This is a genomic window from Streptomyces sp. NPDC043876 (assembly GCF_056435825.1).
On sequence record NZ_JBWKDV010000004.1, the window covers coordinates 443,127 to 469,307 of the forward strand.

Below are 26,181 nucleotides of genomic sequence, written 5' to 3' on the forward strand. Positions count from 1 at the left end.
CTCCCGTACATCCCTCGACGCGCCGATCGGAACGACGGCCCGCACCCGGCACCCACCCTAGACAGCCGCCCCACCCCCACCCCCGCGAACCGCTCCGACCTCACCCAGAGGTGTGAACGGCCGCCCTGCGCGGGCACGAGGGCGGCTGGGTCAGGTGCCCGGTCTCCCGGCCGAAGGGGTCAGCAGCGGCGTCCGCAGCCGGCCGATGGTGTCCCGCCACGCGTCGGCCGAGTCGGTCTCCTCCCAGAGCTCCAGGAGCTCGCTGGGGCCGGTGACCACGCGGTCGAGGGCTCGGACCGCGAGTGCGCGCAGGTCGGCGGGTACCAGGTCGCCAACTCGCCACGGCACCGCTGCCGTGGTCAGAGCGGCCATGCGGTGATCATTGCGGGCCGTCTGCCGTAGCGGGTCCCATTTCCTCCGCCCAGCGGCGGCTCCAGGCGTCCAGCGGGCTCAGTGCCTCGACGAGGTCCCGGCCGAGCTCGGTGAGGCGGTAGCCATCGCCGTCCGGGGCGAGCAGGCGGGCGCCGGACAGTTCCTCGATGCGGGTGCTGAGCACGCTGGAGGACATGCGCTCGCATCGGCGCTGCAATTCACGGAAGCCGACCGGGGCTTGCCGCAGTTCCCACAGGATCCGCATCGTCCAACGCCGGCCGAGCAGGTCGAGTGCGGCCATCACTGGACGACCCGTTTCGGACCCCCGCACCGGCACACCGGGACGTGGCGCTCTGGCTTCCATACGCACTCCTTGCGCTTCGCTTCTCGAAGCATCATAGTGATTCGGAAATCGAAGCAGGAGGTGTCGCGATCCCACGCATCGAACCGCTCACCCCGCCCTACACCGCCGACGTCGACCGGGCGCTCCGCCGATGGATGCCGCCGGGTGTGCCGCACGAGCCGCTCACGCTGTTCCGCGTCCTCCACCGGAACCCGGAGCTCGCCTCACGCATGTTCGGTCTCGGCGCCGGACTACTGGGCCACGGGCTCCTGCCCGCCATCGACCGGGAGATCGTCATCGCCCGCGTGACCGCGCGATCCGCCTGCGCTTACGAATGGGGCGTCCACGCCGCCACCCTGGCGCCACAGGCCGGACTCAGCCCGGAACAACTCCGCGCAACCACCCGACCCGACGCGGCAGTCAGCGCCCCCTGGTCACCACGCCACACGGCATTGCTCCACGCCGTCGACGAACTGGACGACACGGCCCGGCTCACACAGTCCGCCTGGGACGCCCTGCACACGCACTACGAAGCGGCTCAGCTACTCGAACTGCTCGTACTGATCGGCTGGTACCGAACCATCAGCTGTCTGGCCAACGGGCTCCTCCTGGAAGCGGAACCCTGGGGCCACCGGTTCCCCACCTGATGCTCGACCACCCGCACATCGGATGCACGCATCCCCACACTGGAGGTTTCCATGCCCAAGGGCTACTGGGTCAGCGCCTACCGCACCATTTCGGACCAGGCGAAGCTGGACGCCTACAACAAGCTGGCCGGTCCGGCCGTCCGGGCCGGGGGCGGGCGGGTCCTCGTCCGGGGCGGTCGGGTCGTGGCGCATGACGCCGGAACCGCCGAGCGCACCATCCTGATCGAGTTCGACAGCTTCGAACAGGCCGTCGCGGCGCGCGAGAGTGCGGCCTACCAGGAGGCGCTGGCCGTACTCGCCGACGGCGTCGAGCGCGACTTCCGCATCGTCGAGGGCCTTGACTGACCTCTGACCGCCAGGAACTTGGCGACCGTCACGCTCCCGCTTCGGCGGCGGCCGATCGGCGGGCGGCGATCTCCCGGAGTTCCTCCTCCGTGAGCGCGATCCCGAACACCTCCCGCAGGGCCCCGTCCAGGGCCTCCGGGGCGATCTGCTCGGTGGTGTTCGTCCCGTCGGGGCGGGTGGTGACGTGCGTCAGGCCGTCCAGGCTGTGGTGGGCGGCCGGGGTCATGCGCTGGGCGAACAACCGGCGGACGAACGGGGAGCGCGGGTGCGTGCCCACGAAGTGGCTGGCGACGACGTAGTCGATCGGGTACTGGGCGGTGAGGGTGAAGGTGTGCCGGTCGATCCACGGCGTCGCGGCGCGCTCGGGGCCGCTGTCCGGGCCGGACGCGCCGGGAGCGGTCTGGTACAGCCACCACTGGTCGATGCCGTGGGCACCGGGCCGTCGCTCCAGCCGGTGCTGCCAGCCGTCGTACGCGATGCGCGCCCCGTCGGCGATCTCGATCGGGCCGAGCGGACCGGCCCCGAAGCCGACGTCGCACAGCCACCTGCGGTCGTCGTCGCGGGTGGTGACGGCGAGCAGGCCGTGCGTGGCGGGCAGCACCTTGGGAGCGCCCAGGCTGACCCGGCCGATCATGCCGGTGACGTGGAACCCGAGGCGTTCGACCGCGGCGGCGAAGAGCAGTACGTGCTCGAAGCAGTAGCCGCCGCGGCGGTCCCGGACGAGGCGGTCCTCGATGGACGGGAGGTCGAGCGGCAGGTCCCGGCCGAGGACGGCGTGCACGTTCTCGAAGGGGATGCCGGTGGTGTGGGCGCGCTGGAGGTCGCGCAGGACCGTGAGCGTGGGCTCACGGGGCCCGTCGTAGCCGGTCCGGGCCAGATAGGCGTCGAGGTCGAGCAGTGCGCCGGACCACCGGTCGGGGCGGTGGTCGGTCGGGCCGGGGGCGGCGCTCGGGGTGGTGGTGGGGGTGGTGGTGGGGGTGGTGGCCCTGGTGTCGGCCGGCGGAAGGTCCATGATCCCATGCTCCTCCCTCCAGGGCGGTGGACGGTACCCGGAGATCACGGCAGGGCGGGAAGTACAAGATCGCCAAGGCCTACCGGGACCGGACGGGGGTGGGGTATCCCTGAAGGGCGCCCCGATCGGAGGCGCTGCCCCCTGCGCTGCCCCATGGAAGGACACGTGCCGTGGACGGCTGGTATGTGGATGAGCGCTGCTTCAACTGCGATGTCGCACGACAGCTCGCGCCCGGTCTGATCGGCGAGGTGGACGGAAGGTCCCGGATCCTGCGGCCACCGCGCGACGACAAGGAGACGCGGGATCTGCACGCAGCCGTCTTCGCCTGCCCCACCCGCTCGATCCGCCCCGCCTCCGGGCGGCCGGACCAGCGGCTCGACCCCTTCCCGATGCCCTTGGACAGCGGCGTACTGCTGTGCGGGCACAACTCGCCCCGGACGGCCGGGGCCAATTCCTACCTGCTGCTGCGGCCTTCCGGCACGGTCATGATGATCGACACCCCGCGCTGGAGTCGTGGGCTCGCCGAACGTTACGCAGCCGTGGGCCCGGTCACCGACGTGCTGCTCACCCACCGCGACCACGCGGCGCACGGCCGCCGCTACGCCGACCACTTCGGCGCCCGGCTGTGGATCCACGAGGGCGACCTCGACGCGGAGCCGACCGCTGACCAGGTGATCCGGGGCCGCGAGCCCGTCGAGATCGGCGAGGGAGTCACCGCCCACCCGCTGCCCGGCCACACCCGGGGCAGCGTGCTCTACCTCGCGGACGACCGGTACTGCTTCAGCGGGGACAGCTTCTACTGGTCCCGCGCCGCCGGCGACCTGGCAGTGGCGGACAGTGTGACCTGGTATTCCATCGAGGAACTGGCCGCCTCACTGGTCAGGACGGCCGGGCGGGTCCGCTTCGAATGGGTTCTGCCGGGCCATGGTGATCGCCGCCGACTGCCCGCCGAGGAGATGTCCCGGCGGTTGCGCACCCTGGCCGAGCGCACCCGGCGGCTGCGGCCGCGCCCGATCGACTTCACCGCCGTTCGCTGGTGAACGGGCCGCCCGGCCACCGGCGCACGCAGCGGACCGTTCTCCGGCCCGGGGCCGCGCCCCCGACCGGTGCGGGCCGGGGGTAGAATGGGGTGGTTACTTGTGGCGCACGGCCTTCGGTCAGGCGCCTACGCACGACGAAGCCGGGGCCCGTACCGCTGGGTACGGGCCCCGGTTCGTTCCGGCTCGTTCTCGCGCGTGCCCGCCCGCCGCCGTTCCCCGGCCCGGTCCGGGACTCCTCGACGACGTGCTCCGTATCGAGGAAGGTTCTCCGTTTGAATCCGTCAGCCCGTGGCCGCTTCGGCGTCCAGCCCGGCAGGCCCCCCAAGACCGCGAAGTCCCCCAAGAAGTCCGCGCGGCCCCTCGCGCTCCAGGGCGAGTTCGCGATGCCGCAGACGGTCGCGCCGGCGCTGCCCGCGGTGGCGGCGTTCTCCGAGCTGGGGCTGCCGGAGGAGCTGATGGCGGCGATGGCGGAGCTGGAGGTGCGCGAGCCGTTCCCCATCCAGGCCGCCACCCTGCCCAACGCGCTCGCGGGCCGGGACATCCTCGGCCGCGGGCGGACCGGGTCCGGCAAGACCCTCGCCTTCGGGCTGGCCATGATCGTCCGGACGGCCGGACGGCGCGCGGAGCCGAAGCGCCCGCTGGCGCTGGTCCTCGTACCGACCCGGGAGCTCGCCCAGCAGGTGACCGAGGCGCTGACCCCGTACGCGCACGCCATGAAGCTGCGGATGGCCACCGTGGTGGGCGGTCTGTCCATCAGCCGCCAGGTGAGCGCCCTGCGGACCGGCGCCGAGATCGTCGTGGCCACGCCGGGACGGCTCAGCGACCTCGTCGGGCGGCGCGACTGCCACCTGGAACGCGTCAAGATCACCGTGCTCGACGAGGCCGACCAGATGACCGACATGGGCTTCATGCCGCAGGTCACCGAGATCCTCGACCAGGTGCACCACGACGGTCAGAAGATGCTCTTCTCCGCCACCCTCGACCGCAATGTCGACCAGTTGGTCCGGACGTACCTGAAGGACCCGGTCGTCCACTCGGTCGACGCGTCGGTCGGCACGGTAACGACGATGGAGCACCACGTGCTCCACATCCACGCCGCCGACAAGTACGAGACCGCCACCGAGATCGCGGCGCGCGACGGGCGGGTGCTGATGTTCCTGGACACCAAGCACGGTGTGGACCAGTTCACCCGGCACCTGCGGGCCAACGGCGTACGGGCCGAGGGCCTGCACAGCGGCAAGTCGCAGCCGCAGCGGACCCGCACGCTGGCCCAGTTCAAGACCGGCGCGGTGACCGTACTGGTCGCCACCAACGTGGCCGCGCGCGGGCTGCACGTCGACGACCTCGACCTCGTCGTGAACGTCGATCCGCCCGCCGACCACAAGGACTACCTGCACCGCGGCGGCCGTACGGCGCGCGCGGGCGAGTCCGGCCGGGTCGTCACCCTGGTCACCCCGAACCAGCGCCGCGACATGACACGGCTGCTGGCCGACGCGAAGATCCGCCCCACCATCACCCAGGTGCGGTCGGGCGACTCCCTGCTGAGCAGGATCACCGGGGCGAAGAAGCCGTCCGGCGTGCCCCTCGCCGGGTCCGTGCCCGCAGAGGGCGGCAAGGGCGGGAAGGGCACCAGCACCCTCGCCTTCCGCGGCATGGGCACCCGGCCGGGCCGGCCCGGCGGCGGCAAGGCCAAGGAGTCCCGCAAGACCACGGAGGCCCGCCAGGCCGCCGAGGCGCGGGCGGCCGCGCGGGTGCGCCGCGGAGTCTGACCCGCACGGTGGGAGTGACCGGAGGCCGGGTGCGCGTCGCGCAGCCCGGCCTTCCGCGTACGGGTCAGTGGTGGCGTCCCGCGCCGGAGGCCGGTGCGCTCTCGCGCAGCCCGGCCTACGGCCTACGGTTCAGTGGCGGCGTCCCGCGACGATCGCGCGCGTCACGATGGGCGGCAGCAGGTCCTTCGCGAGCTTGCGCACGCGCCGCCCGCGGGGTGCGGGCTTGGGCTGCGCCGGGACCGCCGCCAGCACGGGGACCTCGGGGGCCTTCAGCGGCTTCGGCTCGGGGCCGGCGTCCGCCCGCTGGCCGCCGATCCGCACGAGCGGGGCGCCCGCGACGTGGTCGATCCCGTGCCACAGGTCCTCGCGGCCCTCCAGCCACGTGCCCAGGGCCTTCTGCAGCGGGGCGGGGTCGTCCCAGGTCGCGTAGAGCTTCGTCCCGGTCACGCAGATCACCCGCAGGTCGGACGAGGTGACCGCGCCCCATACGGCGGCGGCGACGCCGGGGCAGTGCTCGGACCGGTAGTCGTCGAACGCCACCACGGCGCCGGGCGCCGCGAGGACGCGGGAGGCCTCGATGTCCCCGTGCACGTGCTCGTAGAGGTGCGAGGCGTCGATGTGGATGAACCGGCAGCTGGCGTGGCGTACGCGGTCACCGACGACGGAGGTCGGGGCCTGGATGACGGTGGGCAACTCCTCGTGGAAGGCGAGGTAGTTGGCCTCGAAGGCCTGGCGGGTCAGCGAGGCGTACGAGGACTGCGTCTCGGCGAGGTTGGACGCGTCCTCGGCGGGCGAGTCGAAGAGGTCACAGACGGTGAACTCCTCGCCGTCGCGCAGGTAACCGCCCATGTAGATCGCGCTCTTGCCCATGTACGCGCCGAGTTCCAGCAGGTCACCGCGGTGTTCGGCGTCGGCGTTCTGGTGTTGCAGGAACCAGTCGAACAGCAGCTGGTCGACGTTCCAGAACCATCCCTTCACGTCTTTGAACCCCGTGGGGACCGGTGCTGCGGACAGCACGGGGGGGTCGGTGACAGGGAGACGCGCAGCTTGCGACATGGAGAGTCGTCCTCCGGGATATGGCACGGAATCAGCACTGACACCTGGCCGGGTAGCCAGACCTTAGACCACGGGACGGGTGCATGACGAGGCTGCGGCGAAGCGGAGGGGGTCGGCGGGGGGCCGGGGGGTAACGGATCGGCTGGTGCGGGGGGTTGCCGGGGGCCTCTGGGGGCTGGGGGGCGGGGTGCCGGGCGGCTCCGGTGCGGCCCCTGGGCGCGGTGCGGCCACCGGGCGAGGTGCGGGCCCTGGGCGCGGTGCGCTCCCTCGTGAGCGGCGGCCCGGGCCCGCCCCGGCCACTGGTCTCGGCATCCCCCGGTAGCGGCCCAGGGGGCGGGGCGGAGAGCGTGAGTGCCGGCTGGCGCCTGGGGGGCCTCCGGCGGCGCCTCAAACGCCGGCGGGGCTGGATCGGGCCGGGGCGGCCCTGCGCCTCATGGTGGGCGGGGCTGGATCGGGCCGGGGTGGCCCTGCGCTTCACCCGGCGGTTTCCGGGGTCAGGGGGCGATCAGGAGGGCCTCTGAGCCGATCGGGCGGTAGCCGGCGGCTTGGAAGGCGCGGATGCTGCGGGCATTGCCCGCCGCCTGTTGGGACCAGACCGGGGCGCCGCCCGGGACCAGGTGGCGGGCGGCGGTGGCGAGGGCGCGGCCCAGGCCCCGGTGCCGGGCCGGCTCGTCCACCTCGATCGCCGTTTCCCAGCGGCCCGCGACCCCGCGGCCGAGGACCACGACCCCGCCGTCGGCGGCCCACACCCGTACGTCGTCGCGCCGGGCGCGCGCCCGGACCACCCGGGGGTGGTCCCGGTCCGCGAGTTCGCGCAGGGCGAGCGGCGGCTCCCCCGGCAGCGGGTCGGCCACGGTCATCAGGTCGATCGTGTCGTGCCGGCGCCCGGTGCGGTCCAGCAGGGCGGCCAGGAAGCGGGGGTTCATGGTGGCGGCCAGGCCGTCGCAGTCGACGGCGGCCAGGGCCGACCGTACCCACGCGGGGTCCTCGTCGGTGAAGACCACGGAATGCGCCGTGAAGGCGATCACCCCGGCGTCCCGGTGCCGCTCCTGCGCGACCACCGTGGTACCCCCGTCGGGCGGCGGGAACTGCCCGCGTGCCGCCGCGTCGAGGATCTCCCCCAGTGTCCGGCCCATGCCGCCACCCCGTTCCTGTTCCCGTGCCGGTACCGCATCACCCGACGCGTGGCCCCTGAAACTATATGCCGGGAGCCCGGTGCCGGTACGGGGCGCCCGCGCTCACCAGGCCAGACCCTCCGCCGGTAGTTCCGTGCACGGGCGGCGCGGGGACCGGGGCAGGCCGAGGCGGGTGCGGGCCGCGTGCACGGCGGTCAGCTGGTCCGCCGCCGCGGGGCCCCAGTCGCAGAGGTCCCGGACCTGCTCCGGGGTGGCCAGCAGGCGGGCGTACCGCGCATCGGCGGCCGGGCCGAGCGCGCGCAGCCGGGCCGCGGAGCGGATCCGCACACCGCGGCCCGCCGCGCCCTCCTCGGTCAGGTGACCCAGCAACTCCGCCTCGGTGATGGTCAGTTCGGGGGCGGGTTCGGGCAGCCGCGCGTTTCCGGTGGCGTGGGCGATCAGGACCAGCACCCGCCCGTCGGGGGTGAACAGCCAGGCCGCCCGGTCCTCCACCCGCGCCGTCTCCGGGGCCGGACCCGCGCACCAGGTGCCCCGCTGCGGGGTGCGCCGGGTGCGCAGCGCGCCGAGCCGGTCGAGCGCGCCGGGGGTGGTGGGCCGTCCGTCCTCCAGCAGGGCGGGGCCGCCGCCCTCGATGCGGGCCCGCAGGGCGGACAGTGCGCGCCGCGCGTCGCCGGGGTGCATCAGACCCGGCAGATCGGCGGGCTCCGCGAAGTGGACGCCGGTGATCTCCTGGGCGGGGAGGCGGATGGCGGCGATGCGTTCCGCGTCCCAGGTGCCGCCGTCGAAGACGTGCAGGATCTCGCCGGGGAAGCGCATCTCCGGTTCAAAACCGGGGGCGTCGGCGGGGATCCAGTCCACGGCGAGGCCGCGGGGGAAGTGGTCCCGGATGCCGAGTTCCTCGTACACCTCGCGGGCGGCCGCCGCGGACGGCGCCTCCCCCGCGTCCACGGCCCCGCCGGGCAGCAACCGGTCGGGCCGGTAGTCCACGGTCTGGACGAGGACCCGCCCGTCGGGGTCGGTGACCAGGACGCACGCGGCGCTCCAGAGCGCGGCGCGCGAGGCCCCGTACTCGGCCGCGGTCATCCACGTCCCGACCGTGTGGGCGAGCCGGCCCGGGGTCGCGGGGGCCGGTACGGCGGGCTCGGGAAGTTCCCGCTCCCCGGCCGGACGGTCCACACCCCCGTGCTCTTCGGCCGCGTGCCCTTCGGCCGTGCGGTCCTCGGTCGGGTGCTCCTCGGTCGTGCAGTCCTCGGTCGCGTGGTCCGCGCGGTCCGTCCGGTCCGTGTCGGTCAACTGCGGCATCGGTACTCCGTTCACCGTGGGTGGGAGAGGGCAGGGGCGGGCTCGTGAGAGGCGGGCGGAGCCGTTCCCCTGCGCCTGTGCAACAGCGCGCGCGGCCCGCGGGTTACGGCGCCGGGCGTACGCCGCGCGCAGAACGCGCGCCAAGCGTGCCGATCTGCGCCGTCGCCCTGGCCACCGCGTGGGGCCGGCAGCGGGCCTGGGCGCACTCACCGCTGCGGCGCGGGCCGCTGGAACACGCCCTCCGCCTCGCCACCGCGCCGCGCGCCCGCGGCTGACCCGGTCCGCGCGCCCGCCCCCGCATCCGACCGGCCGCCGGCCGACCGGCCGCCGACGGGCCGGCGCGGCGCCATCGCCGCTCACCCGTGAGCGTGACGCCGTCACCCGCCCTGGTCCCGGATGCGGCAGGGTGGGCGGATGCAGCTGCGCCGGGTCGTGCCCCTGTCTCTTGCCTCGCTCGTCCTCGCGGCGGGGTGCGCCGGATGTGTGACCGTCCCACCGGCGGCTCCGGCCGGGCCGGCACGGGGCGGGGCGGCCGTCCGTACGGCCGCCCCGCCCACGCGTGCGGCCCTTCCGGTGCTGCCCCTGGGGCGCCTGCCGCAGGAACCCGCTCCGGTAGCGGAAGATCAGGCACCGGCCGGCCCCGCGCCCAGCGGCGAAGACCAAGACCAAGAAGACCAGGAAGACCACGCGGCCCAAGGCGCCGACGGCGACCGGCACCGGACCCCGCACCGCTCGGGCACGCGGCGCGACCCCGCACCGCCGAAGGCGCGCACGCCGCGGGCCCGGCCTCGTCCGCACGCACGGCCCGCCGCACCGGGGCGCGCCTCCGACATGGCGGCGATCTGCGCGGCCGCCCGGGGGACGGTGCCTCCGGCCCTCGCGCAGCTGTGCGCGGACCGGTTCGGCCGCTGAACGGCGCCGCCCGTGCGCGCTCGACGGCCCCGCGCCGGAGCGATAATCGGTAGATCGGCCCGGTACGCCTTCCTACAGTGGCGGGACCACCTCGCCGACCGGAGCGGATCATGCGCACCCACTATCCCCGCACGCCGCACGTCCCGTGGTCCCCCGGGGCCACGCCCGACGACATCCGGACCGGGGACCTGTCGGGGATGCCCGGGCTCGCGGGGCGCGAGGTCGTCGTAACCGAGAAGCTCGACGGCGAGAACACGAGCATCTACACCGATGGTCTGCACGCCCGCTCGCTGGACTCGGCCCACCACCCCTCGCGGGCCTGGGTGAAGGCCCTCCAGGGCCGCATCGGCCCGCGCATCCCCGCCGGTTGGCGGATCTGCGGCGAGAACCTCTACGCGCGCCACTCCCTCGCCTACGAGGCGCTGGACAGCTGGTTCTACGGCTTCTCGGTCTGGGACGGCGACCGGTGCCTCGACTGGGACCGGACCGTGCGGTTCCTGACCGGGCTCGGCGTGCCGGTGCCGCGCGTGCTGTGGCGGGGCGTTCTGGACGCGCCGGCCGAGCGCGCGCTGCGCAGGCTGAAGCTGGACACGAGCCGCCACGAGGGGTACGTCGTGCGCTCCGTGGAGGGCTTCGACCGTGCGGCCTTCGCCCGGCACGTGGCCAAATGGGTGCGCGGGGGCCATGTGCAGACCGGCACGCACTGGATGTTCGCGTCCGTGGTGGAGAACGGTCTCGGCCCGGCCGCCGCGCTGTGGGCGGTCCGTTCGGGCGCGGTGCCCGACGTACCGGCCGTGCTGTCGGCAGCGGGCGTGCCGGACGCCGGGGACCATGCGGATGCCCCTGTCGATAAGTCCGCGGACGCGCGCGCGGAGAGGGTGGCCGGGGCCGTCGCCCGGCTCGACGGGCTGGGGCGGTCGGGGGACGCCCGGTTGGCGGGGGTGCTGGCCGCCGCGCTGCACGGCGCGCACCGGGGACTCCTCGCGCCGCGCCTCGCGGAAGCGCTCGGGCTGCCGCTCGCGCGCCGGGTGGCGGATGTCGTCGGGTTGCAGGGGCGGTTGCAGCTGCCGTTCCCCGACGACAGGCGCGCGGCGGGGCTCGCGCGGATGGCGGCCGCGGCCGATCTCGGGGTCCTGCACGCGGTCGCCGGGGCGGTGGCGGGGGCGTGTACCGGCGCCGAGGGCGCCGGGGCGCGGGAGTGCGTCGAATGGTCCGCGCTGTGCGCCGAGGAGGCCGGGCTGCTGGGCCCCGATCCGTACGGGCCGCTGCGGTCGGGGCTCCGGGAGGCGCTGGCGGGGCTCGACGGGCAGGCGGCGGACCGGTGCTGGGCGCAAGCGCGCCAGGCCTGGGCCGAGGGCCGGGTCGGCGGCGTGGAGGAGGCGGTGGCGGCGACCTGGCGGTGGCGGGACGGGGACTTCCCCCGGCTGGTCCAGCTGGTCGGGCCGTCGGGCAGCGGAAAGAGCACCTTCGGGCGGGCGCTGCCGGGGGTGGACGCGTACGTCTCGCTGGACGACCTGCGCTCCGCGCGCGGAGCCCGGTCGGACCAGCGGGCCAACGGCGAGGTGCTGCGGGAGGGGCTGGACCGGCTCGACGCGGCGCTCTCTGCCGGGGGCACGGTGGTGTGGGACGCCACCTCGCTGGTGGCTCCGCAGCGCGCGCTGGTCGGTGCGGTGGCCCGGCGCCGGGACGCGCTGGTGACGCACGCCGTCGTCCTGGCCGACGAGCAGGCGCTGCTGCGGCGCAACGGCACGCGCGCTCATCCGGTGCCGCCCGCGGTCCTGGACGCCCAGCTGCGCCGGTTCGCGCCGCCGTACCCGGGTGAGGCGCACCGGACGTGGTACATCGGGGCGGGCGGCGCCGTGGAGGACACGGCGGGCGGGCTGTACGACGGGCACCCGGACGAGACCGGCACGACGGGGTGACGGCGTGATGCGCACCAGTGAGCAGCTGTACCACCAGGTCCGCTGGGACCCCCGCTTCGATCCCGCCCGGTTCGTCATGGGGCTGCTCCAGCGGGGGGCCGACCCGAAGCGGGTGCCGCTGACCTCCTTCGTGCCGGGCGGCGACATCCCCTGGCACCGGGTGCTGTTCGTCGAGGCGGACGGGGAGCGGGTGTGGGACCGGGCGACCGGCGTGGACCGGGTCGAGGCCTCGGGGGCCGGGCGGGCGCGTGCCCCCCGGCTGCTGCGCGCGCCCTTCTTCACGGCGCGCACGGCGCACGTCTGGGACCCGGCGCGCGGCTGGGTGCCGGACGAGGGAGCCGCCCTCGCCGGGCTCGCGCCGGTGACCGCTGCGGCCGGGGCGACCGTGCGCGTGCTGACCTGGAACACGCTGTGGGACCGCTACGACGGCCCGCTCATCGAGACGGCGCGGCGGCGCCCGCTGCTGCTCGCCGAGCTGGCCGCCGCCGACGCCGACGTGATCGCGCTCCAGGAGGTCGAACCACGGCTGCTCGACCTCCTCCTGGCCGAACCCTGGGTACGCGCCTCCTACACCGTGGGCACGTCTCCGCGCGGCCGGGACGTGCCCGGTACCGGCTTGCTGCTGCTCAGCCGGATGCCCGTACGGGAGGCGGGAGTTCACGCCCTGGGGCCGCACAAGGGGGTCGCCGCCATCACGGTACAGACGGCGGCTGGGCCGCTCGTGGTCGCCGCGACCCACCTCAGCAGCGACCACTCCGCCGACGGCGCGGGCCGGCGGGCGGCCGAACTGGTCGAACTGGCCGATGGGTTGGCCGGGATCGACGGCGAGGTCGTACTCATGGGCGACTTCAACGACGGGCGCGGGGGCGCCGAGGGGCCCGCGGGGGCGCTGGGGCTGCGGGACGTGTGGACCGAGGTGCACGGGGCGGCGGACGCGACGGCGACCTTCGACCCCGCGGTCAATCCGCTGGCCGCCGTGGGCTCGCTGACCGGGCGCGCCGCCCGGCTGGACCGGATCCTGCTGCGGGGCGGGGCCCGGGTGGCGGGGGCGCTCCTCATCGGGGACCGGCCCGCCACCGCCGACGGACTGTTCGTGTCCGACCACTTCGGGGTGGCGGCGGAAATCGAACTCGGCCCGCCCGGCGGCCGATTCGGCCCGACGACCGGCGGGGCGGCCGCCGACCCGGGGGGCGGCCCGACCGTGCTCGACGCCGCGGCGACCGCGCGGACCGCCGTGGCCTGGATCCCGCCCGCGGAGCTGTGGCCCACCGTGCAGGAGCTGCGCCGGGAGCTGGATCCGCAGGTGGACCGCTGGCCGCCGCACGTGAACCTGCTGTTCGGGTTCGTACCGGAGTCCGCGTTCGACCGGGCGGCCGTCCTGCTGGCCGAAGCCGCCGCCGCGGTGCCCGCCTTCAGCGCGCGTCCGGCCGGCGTGCACAGCTTCGGCCACCGCGAGGACGCGACGCTGTGGCTGGACCCGGCGGCGGGCGGTGAGGCGCCCTGGCAGGAACTGCGGGCGGCGCTGGTAGGCCGGTTCCCCGGGTGCCGGGGGCGCGCCGAGGGGTACACCCCGCATCTGACGCTGGGTCGCAGTACGGATCCGGCACGCGACGCGGCCCGGTGCGCGCAGGTGCTGGCCGCGACTCCGGAGGCGGGGACGGCCGTGCGGGTGGGATCGCTCGCCGTGCTGTCCCGGCGGGGCGGGGAAGCGATGCGGGTGCGGTTCACGGTGGCCCTGGGCACGGGCGAGGTGCGGTGGCTGCCGGAGGGGTCGAACGGGCCGGAGGCGGACGGAGGCGCGGGGCCGGACGGTGGCCCGGACGCCCCGGACTTCCCGGAGGAGCAGGCGCGTTCCGTCACGGAGCGGCTGGCGCGGGCCCTGCCCGAGGGGGTGGTTGAGGTCGCCGGATCGCGCCGGACGGGGTGCGCGCTGCCCGGGGCGGACCTGGACCTGGTGGCGGCCCTCGCGGGGCCGGTGGAGCCGGCGCGGCTGCGCGAGCGGGTGGTGGCCGCGCTGCCGGAGGCGGTCCGGGTCCGGGAGGTGCACGGGGTGCGCGTACCCGGGCTGCGGTTGCGGGTCGGCGCGCTGGACGTTGACCTCGCGGTCGTCGCGGGCGCGGAGGTCGATCCCGGTCGCGCGGTGGCCCGGCGGGCCGAGTGGGGCGAAGGCGCCGCGCTCGCGCTGAGCGCGGTGAGCGACGCCGTGGCGGTGCGCGAAGCCGTGGGCCCGGAGCGCCACGCGGCCTTCGCGGAGCTGGCCCGGCGGGTGAAGGAGTGGGCGCGGGCCCGGGGGCTGGACTGCGCTCCGTTCGGCGGCCTGCCCGGGCTGGCCTGGGCGGTGCTCGCCGCGCGTACGACGGAGAGCGCGGGCGCGGCCGGCCTGACCGGTGACGCGCTGCTGCGCCAGTTCTTCGGCGGGTGGGCGGCCTGGGACTGGCGCCTGCCGGTGGCCCTGTGGGACGGGCCGACTGCGGGAGGGGCCGTGACCGCGGCGGACGCCATGCCCCCGGAAGCGACCGCGGCTGATGTGACCTCGGACCGCGCGACCGGCGCCCCGGTGACCGTGCTGACCCCGACCGCGCCGGTGCGTTCCTGCACGGCCCAGGTGGGGCCGGGATTCCGCGACCTGCTGGTGCGCGAGCTGTACCGGGCGTGGGAAATCACGGAGAGCGGGCCCGGGCCCTGGCCCGCGCTGCTCGACCCGCCGCCGCTGCACCGGCGGCACGCGGCCTGGGCGCAGGTCACCGTGCGCTCCGCTCCCGGAGCGGAGGCCGAGGCCGAGGCCGAGGCCGAGGAGACGGTGGGCCGGGTCCGGGGCCGGATGCGCGCGCTGCTCGCCGCCCTGGAGGAGGCGGGGGCGGTGGACGCGCACGCCTGGCCGCGCCCCTTCGCCCCGGCCCCGGCCTGCGCCCCGGGGACCATCCGGTACGCGATCGGTCTGGGTGGGACCCCGCCGGGCGCGGAGCGGCTCGCGGTCATCGCCCGGCGCTGGGCCGCGGGCCTGCCGGGCGTGGAGGTGGCCTGGGCGTCCGGCGGGGACGTACCGACACCGCCCCGGTAGCGGGGTGGCTGCGGGCGCACCGGTGGCCCGGCCTGACAAGTAGCGAAGGCGGTTCGCCCGTGAACGCGGCGGTGTCGCCATGTTCCGAACGCAGTGCGCACGGCGACCTCCCGGGTCTCCTCGGGGCAGGGTCGGACGGAGCCGTTGGGAGCCTCAGCCAAGCGCTCGCGACTTTTTTCGTCAATACTTTTCACAAGGATTGAAGAAACCCCAAGTTCACGGGCCTGCCATCGATTTGACGCATCCACGGGTCTTCAGTTCATGAACGCTGAACCTCTTGACGGGCCCACCCGGGGGCAGTTCACTCACGCTTCGATCCCCCCGGATCCCCGACGTCAGGAGTACCTCCATGCGATTGCTCTCCGACCGGCCGCCGCGGCTCACCGCGGCGGCGCTCGCCGCCGCGCTGGTCGCGGCCCTGCTGATGCTGCTCCCCGCCACCGCGGCCCAGGCGGCTCCGACCCTGCTCTCCCAGGGCAAGCCCGCCACCGCGTCCAGCATCGAGGGCGCCGGCACCCCGGCCGCCGCCGCCGTGGACGGCGACAACGGCACCCGCTGGTCGAGCCAGTTCGCCGATCCCCAGTGGATACAGGTCGACCTGGGCGCGCCCGCTCAGGTCAGCCAGGTCGTCCTGCGCTGGGAGACGGCCTACGGGAAGGCCTACCGGGTCGAGCTGTCCACCGACGGCACCAACTGGAGCACCGCGTACTCCACGGCCGCGAGCACCGGCGGCGTCCAGACCCACGACGTCTCCGGCACCGCCCGCTACGTCCGTGTCTACGGCACGCAGCGCGCCACCGGCTACGGCTACTCGCTGTTCGAGTTCCAGGTCTACGGCACCCCGGGCGGCACCGGTCCGACCCTGCCCGGTGGCGGGGACCTCGGACCCAACGTGATCGTCTTCGATCCGTCGACGCCGAACATCCAGGCCCGGCTCGACCAGGTCTTCGCCCAGCAGGAGTCCGCCCAATTCGGCTCCGGGCGCTACCAGTTCCTGTTCAAGCCGGGCACGTACAACGGCCTCAACGCCCAGATCGGCTTCTACACCTCGATCTCGGGCCTCGGCCTGAACCCGGACGACACCACGATCAACGGTGACGTGACCGTGGACGCCGGCTGGTTCGGCGGCAACGCCACCCAGAACTTCTGGCGTTCGGCGGAGAACCTCGCGCTGAACCCGGTCAACGGCACCGACCGCTGGGCCGTCTCCCAGGCGGCCCCCTTCCGCCGGATGCACGTCAAGGGCGGCCTGAACCTCGCCCCCAACGGCTACGGCTGGGCCTCCGGCGGCTACATCGCCGACTCGAAGATCGACGGGCAGGTCGGCAACTACTCGCAGCAGCAGTGGTACACGCGCGACAGCTCAATCGGCAGCTGGAACAACTCGGTCTGGAACCAGGTGTTCTCGGGCACGCAGGGGGCGCCCGCGCAGAGCTTCCCGGACCCGCGGTACACCACCCTCGACACGACGCCCGTCTCCCGCGAGAAGCCCTTCCTGTACCTGGACGGGTCCGAGTACAAGGTGTTCGTGCCCGCCAAGCGCGTCAACGCGCGCGGCACGTCCTGGGGCAACGGAGCGCCGCAGGGGACCTCGGTCCCGCTGAGCCGCTTCTACGTGGTCAAGCCGGGCACGACCGCGGCGACCATGAACCAGGCGCTGGCCCAGGGCCTGCACCTGCTCTTCACCCCCGGCGTCTACCACGTGAACCAGACCATCCAGGTCAACCGCGCCGACACGGTGGTGCTGGGCCTCGGCCTGGCCACGATCGTCCCGGACAACGGGGTGACCGCGATGAAGGTCGCCGACGTGGACGGGGTCAGGCTCGCGGGCTTCCTCGTCGACGCGGGCACCGTCAACTCGCCGAGCCTGCTGGAGGTCGGCCCGGCCGGCACCACCACGGACCACGCGGCGAACCCCACCACCGTCCAGGACGTCTTCATCCGGGTCGGCGGCGCGGGCGCGGGCAAGGCCACGGCGGGCATGGTCGTCAACAACCACGACACGATCGTCGACCACACGTGGATCTGGCGCGCCGACCACGGGGACGGGGTGGGCTGGGAGACCAACCGCTCCGACTACGGCTTCCGGGTCAACGGTGACGACGTCCTGGCCACCGGCCTGTTCGTCGAGCACTTCAACAAGTACGACGTGGAGTGGAACGGCGACCGCGGCCGCACGATCTTCTTCCAGAACGAGAAGGCCTACGACGCCCCCAACCAGGCGGCCGTGCAGAACGGTTCGGTCAAGGGCTTCGCGGCGTACAAGGTCGCGGACTCGGTGACCACCCACGAGGGCTGGGGCCTGGGCAGCTACTGCTACTACAACGTCGACCCGACGATCCGTCAGGACCACGGCTTCGAGGTGCCGGTGAAGCCCGGCGTGCGGTTCCACGACCTGCTGGTGGTCTCCCTGGGCGGCAACGGCCAGTACGAGCACGTCATCAACAGCACCGGCGCCCCGACCTCGGGTACGTCGACCACCCCGTCCACCGTCGTCTCGTTCCCCTGATCCACCCCTGATCCCCGCAGGACGCGGGGCGGCCGCCGGCCGCCCCGCGTTTTCCGGGCCACCTGAGAGAGCGCTCTCCCAGTGCACCGTACGGCCGCACCCTCCCCTCCCCGAAGGAGCTGAACCGATGACACTCCACCCGCGGGCCCTGTCCGCCGCCCTCGTCTCCGTCGCCTGCGCCGTGACCGCCACCGCCGGTCTGGGCCTGACCACGCTGACCGCACAGGCCTCACCCGACGCCGGCCTCGCGGTCCACCAGGGCATGGACCACACCGCCGCCGCCCCGCTCGCCGGGGGCGACGACCCGGACGGTGACGGCTACATCCCCGCCGTACCGCCGGTCACCGGCGTGAGCCCGTCCTGGAACAACCCCCCGGACCGGTACTTCCACGAGTTCCAGGCCAACTGTGCGGTCAGCAGGACCGCCCCCGACGACCCGATCGTCTTCGCGGGCCGCCCCGGCGCCTCGCACGACCACACGTTCCTCGGCAACACCACGACGAACGCCTTCAGCACCACCGCGTCCCTCAGCGCCGGCGGCACCGCCTGCAACGCGCCCGGCGACCTGTCCGGCTACTGGATGCCCACGCTCTACAACGGCACCCGGCCGGTCCTGCCCACCGGACCGCAAGTGATCTACTACAAGACGGGCGTCACCGACTACACGAGCGTGCGCCCCTTCCCCAAGGGGCTGCGGTTCGTCGTCGGCAGCCCCACCCAGACCGCTGCCGAGTTCCGCGCCCACAAGGGCTGGGTCGAGGGCTGGGAGTGCGGCGACAGCTTCAAGAACGTCGAGTTCCCGGCCAACTGCCCCGCCGGCACACAGCTCAACATCCGCATGCAGGCGCCCAGTTGCTGGGACGGCAAGAACCTCGACACCCCGGACCACAAGGCGCACATGGCCTACCCGGTGGTGAAGCCGGGCAACAACGACAACGTCTGCCCCGCGGACCACCCGGTCGCGCTGCCCATGGTCGAGTTCAAGATGGCCTTCCCGGTCAGCGGCGACATGTCGCAGGTCCGGCTCTCCAGCGGGGCCGGCCACACCTTCCACTACGACTTCTTCAACGCGTGGGACGACCGGACACTGAGCGCCCTGGTCGAGCACTGCATCAAGGGCGGCCTCCAGTGCAACGCCCGCGGCTACGACGAGACCCACCCCGCGGCGGGCGCCGTACTGGGCCCCGACTACCGCCTCCCGTAGGCCCGTCCGTTCCCCGCGCGATCCCCTCCCCCCACTCCTCCAAGGAGGCACCGGCATGCTCACGCGCATGCGTACCCTCACCGCCGCGGCCCTGCTCGCCGGAGCCGTCACCGCCCTGCCCGCCCTGCCCGCGCACGCCGCGGGCAGCGTGGTCAGGGTGACCGGCTCCCAGGGCAACTGGCAGCTCCAGGTGGACGGTTCGCCGTACCAGGTCAAGGGCGTCACCTGGGGTCCCTCCCCGGCCGACGCGGCCCGCCTGCTGCCCGACGTGAAGTCGTTGGGCGGCAACACCATCCGCACCTGGGGCACCGACGCGAGCAGCCGCCCGCTGCTCGACGCGGCGGCGGCCAACGGCATCAAGGTCATCGCGGGCTTCTGGCTCCAGCCCGGCGGCGGCCCCGGCAGCGGCGGCTGCACCAACTACGTCACGGACACCACGTACAAGAACGACATGCTCGCCGAGTTCACCCGGTGGGTGCAGACCTACCGGGACCACCCGGGCGTGCTGATGTGGAACGTCGGCAACGAATCGGTGCTCGGCCTGCAGAACTGCTACGCGGGCACGGAGCTGGAGAACCAGCGCAACGCCTACACCGCCTTCGTGAACGACGTGGCGAAGGCCGTCCACCGCATCGACGCCAACCACCCGGTCACCTCCACCGACGCCTGGGTGGGGGCCTGGACGTATTACAAGCGCAACTCCCCCGACCTCGACCTGTACGCGGTCAACTCCTACAAGGAGGTCTGCGGCGTCAAGCAGGCCTGGGAGCAGGGCGGTTACACCAAGCCGTACATCATCACCGAGACCGGCCCGGCGGGCGAATGGGAGGTGCCCGACGACGCGAACGGCGTGCCGCGGCAGGTCGGCGACCAGGCGATGGCCGACGGCTACACCAACGCGTGGAACTGCGTCACGGGCCACCGCGGGGTGGCGCTCGGCGCGACCGTGTTCCACTACGGCACCGAATACGACTTCGGCGGGCACTGGTTCAACCTGACCCCGGCCGGGGAGCGGCGCAAGGCCTACTACGCGGTGAAGCGGATGTACGGCGGGAACACGGCCGGGGACAACCTGCCGCCGACCGTGTCCGTGCCCTCGGTCGCCGACGCCTCGGCCGTGCCGGCGGGCAAGGAGATCACCCTCCAGGCCCCGGCGACCGACCTGGAGGACGACGCGCTCTCGTACGAGGTGCTCTGGGGCGGCAAGTACGTCGACGGGAGCGGCGGGCTGCTCTCGGCCGCCTCGGGCGCCCTCGGCAACGGCACCATCCGGGTCACCGCGCCGGGCAGGACCGGCGTGTGGATCCTGTACGTGAAGGTCAAGGACGGCCGGGGCAACGTCGGCGTGGAGCAGCGCTCGGTGCGGGTCGTCCCGCCGCCGGTGCCGGGCACGGACGTGGCGCTGAACCGGCCGACCACCGCCTCGACCTTCCAGAACGACACCTGGGGCGGCTGTCCGTGCGGTGCGGCGCTGGCCACGGACGGCCGCAACGACACCCGGTGGGCGAGCAGTTGGGCCGATCCGCAGTGGCTCCAGGTGGACCTGGGCGCGGTGAAGCAGCTGAAGCACGTCCAGCTGGTGTGGGAGTCGGCGTTCGGCAGGGCGTACACCGTCCAGGTCTCCGACGACGGCCGCAGCTGGCGCACGGCGTACGCGACGTCCACCGGGGACGGCGGTATCGACGACGTCGGCATCGCGGCCTCGGGGCGGTACGTACGCCTGGACATGACCCAGCGCGGCACCGGCTACGGCTACTCGCTGTTCCACTTCGGCGTGTACGCCTGACCGCCGCGGCGACCGGCACCACCCCGTGAAACCCGCGCGCCGCCCCCTTCTCCCCACGGGGCGGCGCGCGGCCGGGTTCCCGGCGCGCCGGGAACGCCGGCTCAGACCTCGATGACGATCTTGCCCGCGGTGTGTCCCTCCTGGCTCAGCGCGAAGGCGGCCGCCAGCTCGGACAGCGGGAAGGTTTCGGCGACGGTGACGGCGAGCTGTCCGCCCTCGGCGAGCCGGCCGAGCTCGGCGAGGGCGGCGCCGTCGGGCCGCACCCACATCCACTGGCCGCCCGCGCCCAGCACGGCCGGGTCGGCGATGGAGGCGTGCCGTCCGCCGTCGGCCAGGACGGCCTGGGTGGCCTCCAGGACCCCGCCCACGAAGTCGGCGACCACGGTGACCCCCTCGGGGGCCAGCTCGCGGACGCGGTCGGCGAGGCCGTCGCCGTACGCGACGGGCTCGGCGCCCAGCTCGCGCAGCCGGTCGTGGTTGCGCGGCGAGGCGGTGCCGATGACCCGGGCCCCCAGCGCGCGGGCGATCTGGACGCCGAAGGAGCCGACGCCGCCCGCGGCGCCGTGCACCAGGACGGTGTCGTCCTTGTCGGTGCCGAGGCGGGTGAGCAGCTGGTACGCGGTGAGCCCGGCCAGCGGGAGCCCGGCGGCCTCGGCCCAGCCGAGGGTGGCCGGCTTGTGGGCGAGGGCGCGGACGGGCACGGTGACGAACTCGGCGAAGGTGCCGCCGTGCACGTAGTCCTTGCGGGCGTAGGCCATGACCTCGTCGCCCGCGGTGAACTCGGGGGTGTCGATGCCGACGACCTCGACGGTGCCGGAGACGTCCCAGCCGGGGACCACCGGGTACACGACGTCCATCAGGCCGTCGAGGCCGCCCGCCATGATCTTCCAGTCGACCGGGTTGACCGAAGCGCACTTCACGCGGACCAGTACCTCGCCCGGTCCCACCTTGGGCACGGGCTGCCGGGTCTCGCTGAGCACCTCCGTCCCGCCGTACGTCTCGTACGTCATCGCCCGCATGGTGCCCTCGCTGTCCTCGGACATCCGTCTCGCCTCTCCGTGAGCTGCTGGAACCGTCCCCCGGCCCCATCCCACCACGAAACGCCGTGCCCGTCCCCCCGAGCGGGGCGGGCACGGCGCGGCGCGGGGCGGTCCCGGTCAGCCGGTGCGGTGGGCGGCGCGGTGCGCCGCGATGACGGAGGCGTAGTGGCGGCCGCTGGCCTTGACGGTGCGCAGCTGGCTGTCGAAGTCGACGTGGACCAGGCCGAAGCGCTTGTCGTAGCCGTAGGCCCATTCGAAGTTGTCGAGCAGGGACCAGGCGTAGTAGCCAGCCAGGGGCGCGCCCCGGCGGGCGGCGCGGGCGCAGGCGGCGAGGTGGGAGTCGAGGTAGGCGGTCCGTTCGGGGTCGGTGACGGTGCCGTCGGGAGCGACGGTGTCCGGGTAGGAGGAGCCGTTCTCGGTGACGTAGAGGCGGCGGGCGCCGTACTCCTCGGTGAGCCGCATCAGCAGCGTCTCGATCCCGTGCGCGTCGACCTCCCAGTCCATGCCGGTGCGCGGGACGGCGGTGCGGTCGATCTGGCGGGCGCGGGGGGCCGGGCCGCCGGGGTCGTCGGTGACGTACTGGGGGAAGTAGTAGTTCAGGCCGAGCCAGTCGAGGGGTGCGGCGATGGTGGCGGGGTCGCCGGGGCGTTCGGGGAGGTCCACGCCGTAGACCTCGCGCATGTCGGCGGGGAAGCCGCGGCCGTGGACGGGGTCGAGCCACCAGCGGTTGACGTGTCCGTCCATCCGGCGGGCGGCGGCGCGGTCGGCCTCGCTGTCGGTCGCGGGCTCGACGGTGGAGAGGTTGTTGACGATGCCGATCCGTGCGGCGGGGGCGGCGGCGCGGATGGCCGCCGCGGCCAGGCCGTGTCCGAGGAGCAGGTGGTAGGAGGCCCGCACGGCGGCGGTGAGGTCGGTCAGGCCGGGGGCCATCTTCCCTTCGAGGTGCCCGATCCAGGCGGAGCACAGGGGTTCGTTGAGGGTGGCCCATTGGGTGACGCGGTCGCCGAGCCGTTCGGCCACCTGGGCGACGTACGCGGCGAAGTGCTCGGCGGTGTCCCGCTCGGGCCAGCCGCCGCGGTCCTGGAGGGCCTGCGGGAGGTCCCAGTGGTAGAGGGTGACGGAGGGTTCGATGCCCGCGGCCAGCAGCGCGTCGGTCAACTGGTCGTAGAAGTCGAGGCCCTTGGGGTTGGGCGGGCCGTCGCCGCCGGGGACCACGCGGGGCCAGGCGACCGAGAACCGGTAGGCGTTGGCGTTCAGGCCGCGCATCAGCGCGACGTCCTCGCGCCAGCGGTGGTAGTGGTCGCAGGCGGTGTCGCCGTGGTCGCCGCCCGCGGTGTTGCCGGGGGCGTGGGAGAAGGTGTCCCAGATGGAGGGCGTACGGCCGTCCTCGTCGGCGGCGCCTTCGATCTGGTAGGCGGAGGTCGCGGTGCCCCAGGCGAAGTCGCGGGGCAGCGCGGCGAGGTCGATGGGCTCGGGCACGGGCTCGGTCACGACGGTCCTTCCGGGGTGTTCGGGTGCGACGGGGGCGGGTGCGACCGCGGCGGCGGGGGCGGTCATTTGACGGCTCCCGCGGTCAGGCCGGCCACCAAGTAGCGCTGGAGCAGCAGGAATCCGGCGACGACCGGGACGCTGACGACGAGCGAGGCCGCCATGATCTGGTTCCAGTACACGTCGTTCTGGGTGGAGTAGCCCTGCAGGCCGACGGCCAGGGTGCGGGTCTGCTGGTTGGTCATGACCGAGGCGAAGAGGACCTCGCCCCAGGCGGTCATGAAGGAGTACACGGCGACGGCGACGATGCCCGGAACGGCGGCGGGGACGACGACCCGCAGGAGCGCGCCGAGCGGGCCGCAGCCGTCGACGGTGGCGGCTTCGTCGAGGTCGCGGGGCACCGAGTCGAAGTACCCGATGAGCATCCAGATGGAGAAGGGCAGGGAGAAGGTGAGGTAGGCGAGGATCAGCCCGGCGCGGGAGCCGTAGAGGGCGATCCCGGTGGCGTTGCCGACGTTCACGAAGATGAGGAAGAGGGGCAGCAGGAAGAGGATGCCCGGGAACATCTGGGTGGACAGGACGGTGACCGTGAACACCCGTTTGCCGCGGAACCCGTAGCGGCTGACGGCGTAGGCCGCGAAGACCGCGATCACCACCGAGGCGGCGGTCGCGGAGCCCGCCACGATCAGGGAGTTCACGAAGTACTGCGCGAGCGGGACCGTGTGCCAGATGTCGATGTACGGGCGGACGGTGAGCCCGCTGGGGATCCAGTGGAAGGCCCCGGCGACGTCTGCCAGCGGCTTGAGCGAGCTGGTGACCATCACGTAGACGGGCAGCGCGACGAAGCCGGTGAGCAGGGTCAGGAAGACCGCCCGGACGGCCTGGAAGGAGCGGGCCGGGGCCAGCGGGGACCTGCGCCGGGTCTCAGGCATCGGTCTTGCTCCCTCCGCGGCTGGTGACCAGCAGGTAGACGGCGGTGACCAGCAGCAGGAAGAGCAGCAGGAGGACGGACATGGCCGATCCGGTGCCGAAGTTCCAGGTGACGAAGCTGGCCTGGTAGATGTGGATGGAGATCAGGTCGGCGGCTTCGGGGGCCGACTTGCCGAAGAGGACGAACGGCGTGTTGAAGTCGTTGAAGGTCCACAGGAACAGCACCAGGACCAGCACCTGGTTGACGGGCCCGATGAAGGGCAGCGTGATCCGGCGCACCTGCTGCCAGGTGCCCGCGCCGTCGAGGGCCGCCGCCTCGTACAGCTCCTTGGGGATGTTCTGCAGGGCGGCCATCACGATCAGGAAGGCGAAGGGCCAGCCCTTCCAGACGGACACGACGAGCAGCGCCCAGAAGCTGTTGTCCCCCAGCAGCCAGAAGGTGTTCGGGCCGGCCATGCCGAGCTGGTCGTGCAGGACGTGGTTCACCAGGCCGTTGTCGCGCTGGAACATGAAGCTCCAGGTGATGACGGCGGCGTAGACGGGGAGCGCGTACGGGACGAGGAACAGCGCGCGCAGGATGCCGCGGCCGCGGAAGGTGTCCTGCATGAAGACGGCGGCCGCGGTCCCGATGAACCAGCACAGGCTCACCGAGAGGAGGGTGAACGCGCAGGTGGTGAGGAAGGAGCGGAGCAGGGCCTCACCGACGGGCGCGTTGACGTCGACGGCCAGGGAGTAGTTGTCGAAGCCCGTCCAGGGGGCGCGCGACCAGTCCCGGATGAAGAACTGGGTGAGCTGCCGGAAGCTCATCAGGATGCCCATCAGCATCGGGACGAGGTGGATGAGCAGTTCCATCAGCAGGGCGGGCAGGAGCAGCAGGTAGGGCAGGGCGGTACGGCGCAGCCGTCCGGTGCGGCGCACGCGGGCGGTGGTGCGGCGCACCCGCCCCGCGGTGGCGGAAGTCATCGGGAGGGGCTCACTTCGCCATCTGCTGCTGGGCCTTGGACAGCCTGGCCTTCACGGACTCGGTGGTCACGGGGCGCCCGGCGGCGGCGTCCGCGAAGAGTTCCTTGACCGCGGTGCCGACGGCCGTCTCGAACTGCGACTCCTCGGGGACCTGCGGGAGCGGGGCGGCGCTGGTGGACAGGGTGTCGCGCAGGACGGTGAGGTCCTCGGTGGCGAAGGCCTGGTCCTGCTGGGCGGCCTTGACCGGCGGGATGGAGCCGTAGGTCTTGTTGAGCAGCTTCTGCTCCTCGTCGCTGGTCATGAACGTCACGAACTTCAGCGCGCCGTCGATGTTGTCGGTGTTCTTGAAGACGGCCATGTTGATGCCCGCGACCATGGAGTTGACGTTCCGGCCCTGGCCGGGGGCGCCGCCCGCCGGGACGGGGACGGGGGCCACACCCCAGTCGCCCTCCTTCATCCCGTGGGCCTTGAAGCTGCTCGCCGCGCTCTGCCAGAGCACCATGGCGGTCTTGCCGTTGGCGAAGTCCTGGAGCGACTGGTTCTTGTCGTACTCGGCGTTGCCCGGCGCGATGATCTTGTCCTTGGCCATCAGGTCGACGTACTGCTTGACGGCCTCGACGTTGGCCGGGGTGTCGAAGGTGGGCTTGCCCGCCGCGTCGAAGAACGCGGCGCCGTGCTGCCGGGACAGCACGAAGACCTGGTGGATGTTGTTCGAGAGGTTCGCGCCCTCGGCGCCGAGGGCCCACTTGCCGTCCTTGGACAGCTTCCGGCCGGTGGCGGCCATCTCGTCCCAGGTCGCGGGCGGCTTGTCGATGCCCGCTTCCCGGAACATCTTCTTGTTGTAGTAGAGCGCGTACGACATGGAGTACAGGGGGACGGCGGCCGGGTCCTGGCCGGCCGCGCCCGCGGAGCCGATCGCGGACTCGACGAAGCGGCCCCGGCCGCCGATCGCGTCGAAGTTCTTCGCGTTCCAGGGCAGCAGCGCGCCGGTGGCCTGGAGGGAGGAGGACCAGGTGTTGCCGATGTTGAGCACGTCCGGACCCTGCCCCGAGGCGGTGGCCGCCAGGATACGGTTGAGCAGGTCGGCCCAGGGGACGACCTCCAGCTTGACCTTGATGCCCGTCCGCTCCTCGAACTTCTTCAGCTCCGGGCCGAGGGTCGCCTGGTCCGCCGCGATGTCGGGGCCCTGGTTGGAGGCCCAGTAGGTGAGTTCCTTGGGGGCGGTGTTGGAACCGCCCTCGGCGCCGGTGGAGCCCCCGCCGCAGGCGGTGGCGGCGGCGAGCAGGGAGGCGGTGACCACGGCGGCGGCCGCGGCTCGGTTTCTGCGCATGGCGGATCGGCCCC

General features: G+C 73.6%; 21 protein-coding genes. 10 read left to right on the top strand and 11 right to left on the bottom strand.

Annotated features, from left to right (window positions below; genetic code table 11):
* Nucleotides 1–150 precede the first annotated feature (150 nt).
* Together AC0693_RS15810 and AC0693_RS15815 are read right to left on the bottom strand one after the other, a co-directional pair.
* Complete coding sequence (locus tag AC0693_RS15810; RefSeq protein WP_478802117.1) at nt 151–372, bottom strand: DUF4259 domain-containing protein; 222 nt, start codon at nt 370–372, stop codon at nt 151–153.
* Nucleotides 373–379: 7 nt separating this feature from the next.
* Complete coding sequence (locus tag AC0693_RS15815; RefSeq protein WP_469319722.1) at nt 380–736, bottom strand: winged helix-turn-helix transcriptional regulator; 357 nt, start codon at nt 734–736, stop codon at nt 380–382.
* 68 nt (nt 737–804) lie between these two features.
* On the opposite strand from AC0693_RS15815, the gene AC0693_RS15820 reads away from it, so the two are divergent.
* Complete coding sequence (locus AC0693_RS15820; protein WP_356415043.1) at nt 805–1,362, top strand: carboxymuconolactone decarboxylase family protein; 558 nt, start codon at nt 805–807, stop codon at nt 1,360–1,362.
* A 51-nt stretch (nt 1,363–1,413) separates the two neighbouring features.
* Nucleotides 1,414–1,707, top strand: coding sequence for a DUF1330 domain-containing protein (locus AC0693_RS15825; RefSeq protein WP_356415009.1), 294 nt, complete (start codon nt 1,414–1,416; stop codon nt 1,705–1,707).
* A 28-nt stretch (nt 1,708–1,735) separates the two neighbouring features.
* Here the strand turns inward: AC0693_RS15825 and AC0693_RS15830 are convergent, their stop codons facing one another.
* Nucleotides 1,736–2,719, bottom strand: coding sequence for an arylamine N-acetyltransferase family protein (locus AC0693_RS15830; RefSeq protein WP_478802118.1), 984 nt, complete (start codon nt 2,717–2,719; stop codon nt 1,736–1,738).
* 170 nt (nt 2,720–2,889) lie between these two features.
* On the opposite strand from AC0693_RS15830, the gene AC0693_RS15835 reads away from it, so the two are divergent.
* Together AC0693_RS15835 and AC0693_RS15840 are read left to right on the top strand one after the other, a co-directional pair.
* The gene (locus AC0693_RS15835; protein WP_478802119.1) at nt 2,890–3,759 is read left to right on the top strand and encodes an MBL fold metallo-hydrolase; all 870 of its coding nucleotides are present in this window, start codon (nt 2,890–2,892) and stop codon (nt 3,757–3,759) included.
* 383 nt (nt 3,760–4,142) lie between these two features.
* A complete protein-coding gene (locus AC0693_RS15840; protein ID WP_356415046.1) occupies nt 4,143–5,528 on the top strand; it encodes a DEAD/DEAH box helicase in 1,386 nt (461 codons plus the stop codon).
* Nucleotides 5,529–5,657: 129 nt separating this feature from the next.
* Here the strand turns inward: AC0693_RS15840 and AC0693_RS15845 are convergent, their stop codons facing one another.
* The 3 genes from AC0693_RS15845 to AC0693_RS15855 form a co-directional block, all read right to left on the bottom strand.
* A complete protein-coding gene (locus AC0693_RS15845; RefSeq protein WP_469319726.1) occupies nt 5,658–6,584 on the bottom strand; it encodes a class I SAM-dependent methyltransferase in 927 nt (308 codons plus the stop codon).
* Nucleotides 6,585–7,078: 494 nt separating this feature from the next.
* A complete protein-coding gene (locus tag AC0693_RS15850) occupies nt 7,079–7,720 on the bottom strand; it encodes a GNAT family N-acetyltransferase (protein ID WP_469319727.1) in 642 nt (213 codons plus the stop codon).
* 102 nt (nt 7,721–7,822) lie between these two features.
* Nucleotides 7,823–9,022, bottom strand: a complete 1,200-nt coding sequence (locus AC0693_RS15855) for an NUDIX domain-containing protein (protein WP_478802120.1) — start codon at nt 9,020–9,022, stop codon at nt 7,823–7,825.
* A gap of 77 nt (nt 9,023–9,099) precedes the next feature.
* On the opposite strand from AC0693_RS15855, the gene AC0693_RS15860 reads away from it, so the two are divergent.
* The 6 genes from AC0693_RS15860 (at nt 9,100) to AC0693_RS15885 (ending at nt 20,416) form a co-directional block, all read left to right on the top strand.
* Nucleotides 9,100–9,297 carry a hypothetical protein gene (locus AC0693_RS15860; protein ID WP_478802121.1) on the top strand — a complete coding sequence of 66 codons (198 nt, stop codon included), beginning with the start codon at nt 9,100–9,102 and terminating at the stop codon, nt 9,295–9,297.
* A gap of 747 nt (nt 9,298–10,044) precedes the next feature.
* Nucleotides 10,045–11,856 (top strand): RNA ligase family protein, encoded by a 1,812-nt coding sequence (locus AC0693_RS15865; RefSeq protein ID WP_478802122.1) that lies wholly within the window; start codon nt 10,045–10,047, stop codon nt 11,854–11,856.
* A 7-nt stretch (nt 11,857–11,863) separates the two neighbouring features.
* Nucleotides 11,864–14,917 (top strand): poly(A) polymerase, encoded by a 3,054-nt coding sequence (locus tag AC0693_RS15870; protein ID WP_478802244.1) that lies wholly within the window; start codon nt 11,864–11,866, stop codon nt 14,915–14,917.
* Between the two features lie 349 nt (nt 14,918–15,266).
* The gene (locus AC0693_RS15875; protein WP_469331981.1) at nt 15,267–17,426 is read left to right on the top strand and encodes a discoidin domain-containing protein; all 2,160 of its coding nucleotides are present in this window, start codon (nt 15,267–15,269) and stop codon (nt 17,424–17,426) included.
* A 127-nt stretch (nt 17,427–17,553) separates the two neighbouring features.
* Complete coding sequence (locus AC0693_RS15880) at nt 17,554–18,630, top strand: DUF1996 domain-containing protein (protein ID WP_468471437.1); 1,077 nt, start codon at nt 17,554–17,556, stop codon at nt 18,628–18,630.
* Nucleotides 18,631–18,685: 55 nt separating this feature from the next.
* Nucleotides 18,686–20,416, top strand: coding sequence for a discoidin domain-containing protein (locus AC0693_RS15885; RefSeq protein WP_478802123.1), 1,731 nt, complete (start codon nt 18,686–18,688; stop codon nt 20,414–20,416).
* Nucleotides 20,417–20,517: 101 nt separating this feature from the next.
* On the opposite strand, the gene AC0693_RS15890 is transcribed toward AC0693_RS15885, so the two are convergent.
* The 5 genes from AC0693_RS15890 to AC0693_RS15910 form a co-directional block, all read right to left on the bottom strand.
* Nucleotides 20,518–21,435 carry an NADP-dependent oxidoreductase gene (locus tag AC0693_RS15890; protein WP_468471502.1) on the bottom strand — a complete coding sequence of 306 codons (918 nt, stop codon included), beginning with the start codon at nt 21,433–21,435 and terminating at the stop codon, nt 20,518–20,520.
* Between the two features lie 138 nt (nt 21,436–21,573).
* On the bottom strand, nt 21,574–22,935 hold the full coding sequence (locus AC0693_RS15895) for a GH1 family beta-glucosidase (RefSeq protein WP_478802245.1): 1,362 nt from the start codon (nt 22,933–22,935) through the stop codon (nt 21,574–21,576).
* Between the two features lie 74 nt (nt 22,936–23,009).
* Nucleotides 23,010–23,876: a carbohydrate ABC transporter permease gene (locus tag AC0693_RS15900; protein WP_469319733.1), complete on the bottom strand. Its 867-nt coding sequence runs from the start codon at nt 23,874–23,876 to the stop codon at nt 23,010–23,012.
* Nucleotides 23,869–24,837, bottom strand: a complete 969-nt coding sequence (locus AC0693_RS15905) for a carbohydrate ABC transporter permease (protein WP_478802124.1) — start codon at nt 24,835–24,837, stop codon at nt 23,869–23,871. The genes AC0693_RS15900 and AC0693_RS15905 overlap by 8 nt, the downstream gene beginning before the upstream one ends.
* 10 nt (nt 24,838–24,847) lie before the next feature.
* Nucleotides 24,848–26,167, bottom strand: coding sequence for an ABC transporter substrate-binding protein (locus AC0693_RS15910; RefSeq protein ID WP_356416943.1), 1,320 nt, complete (start codon nt 26,165–26,167; stop codon nt 24,848–24,850).
* Nucleotides 26,168–26,181: the final 14 nt, after the last annotated feature.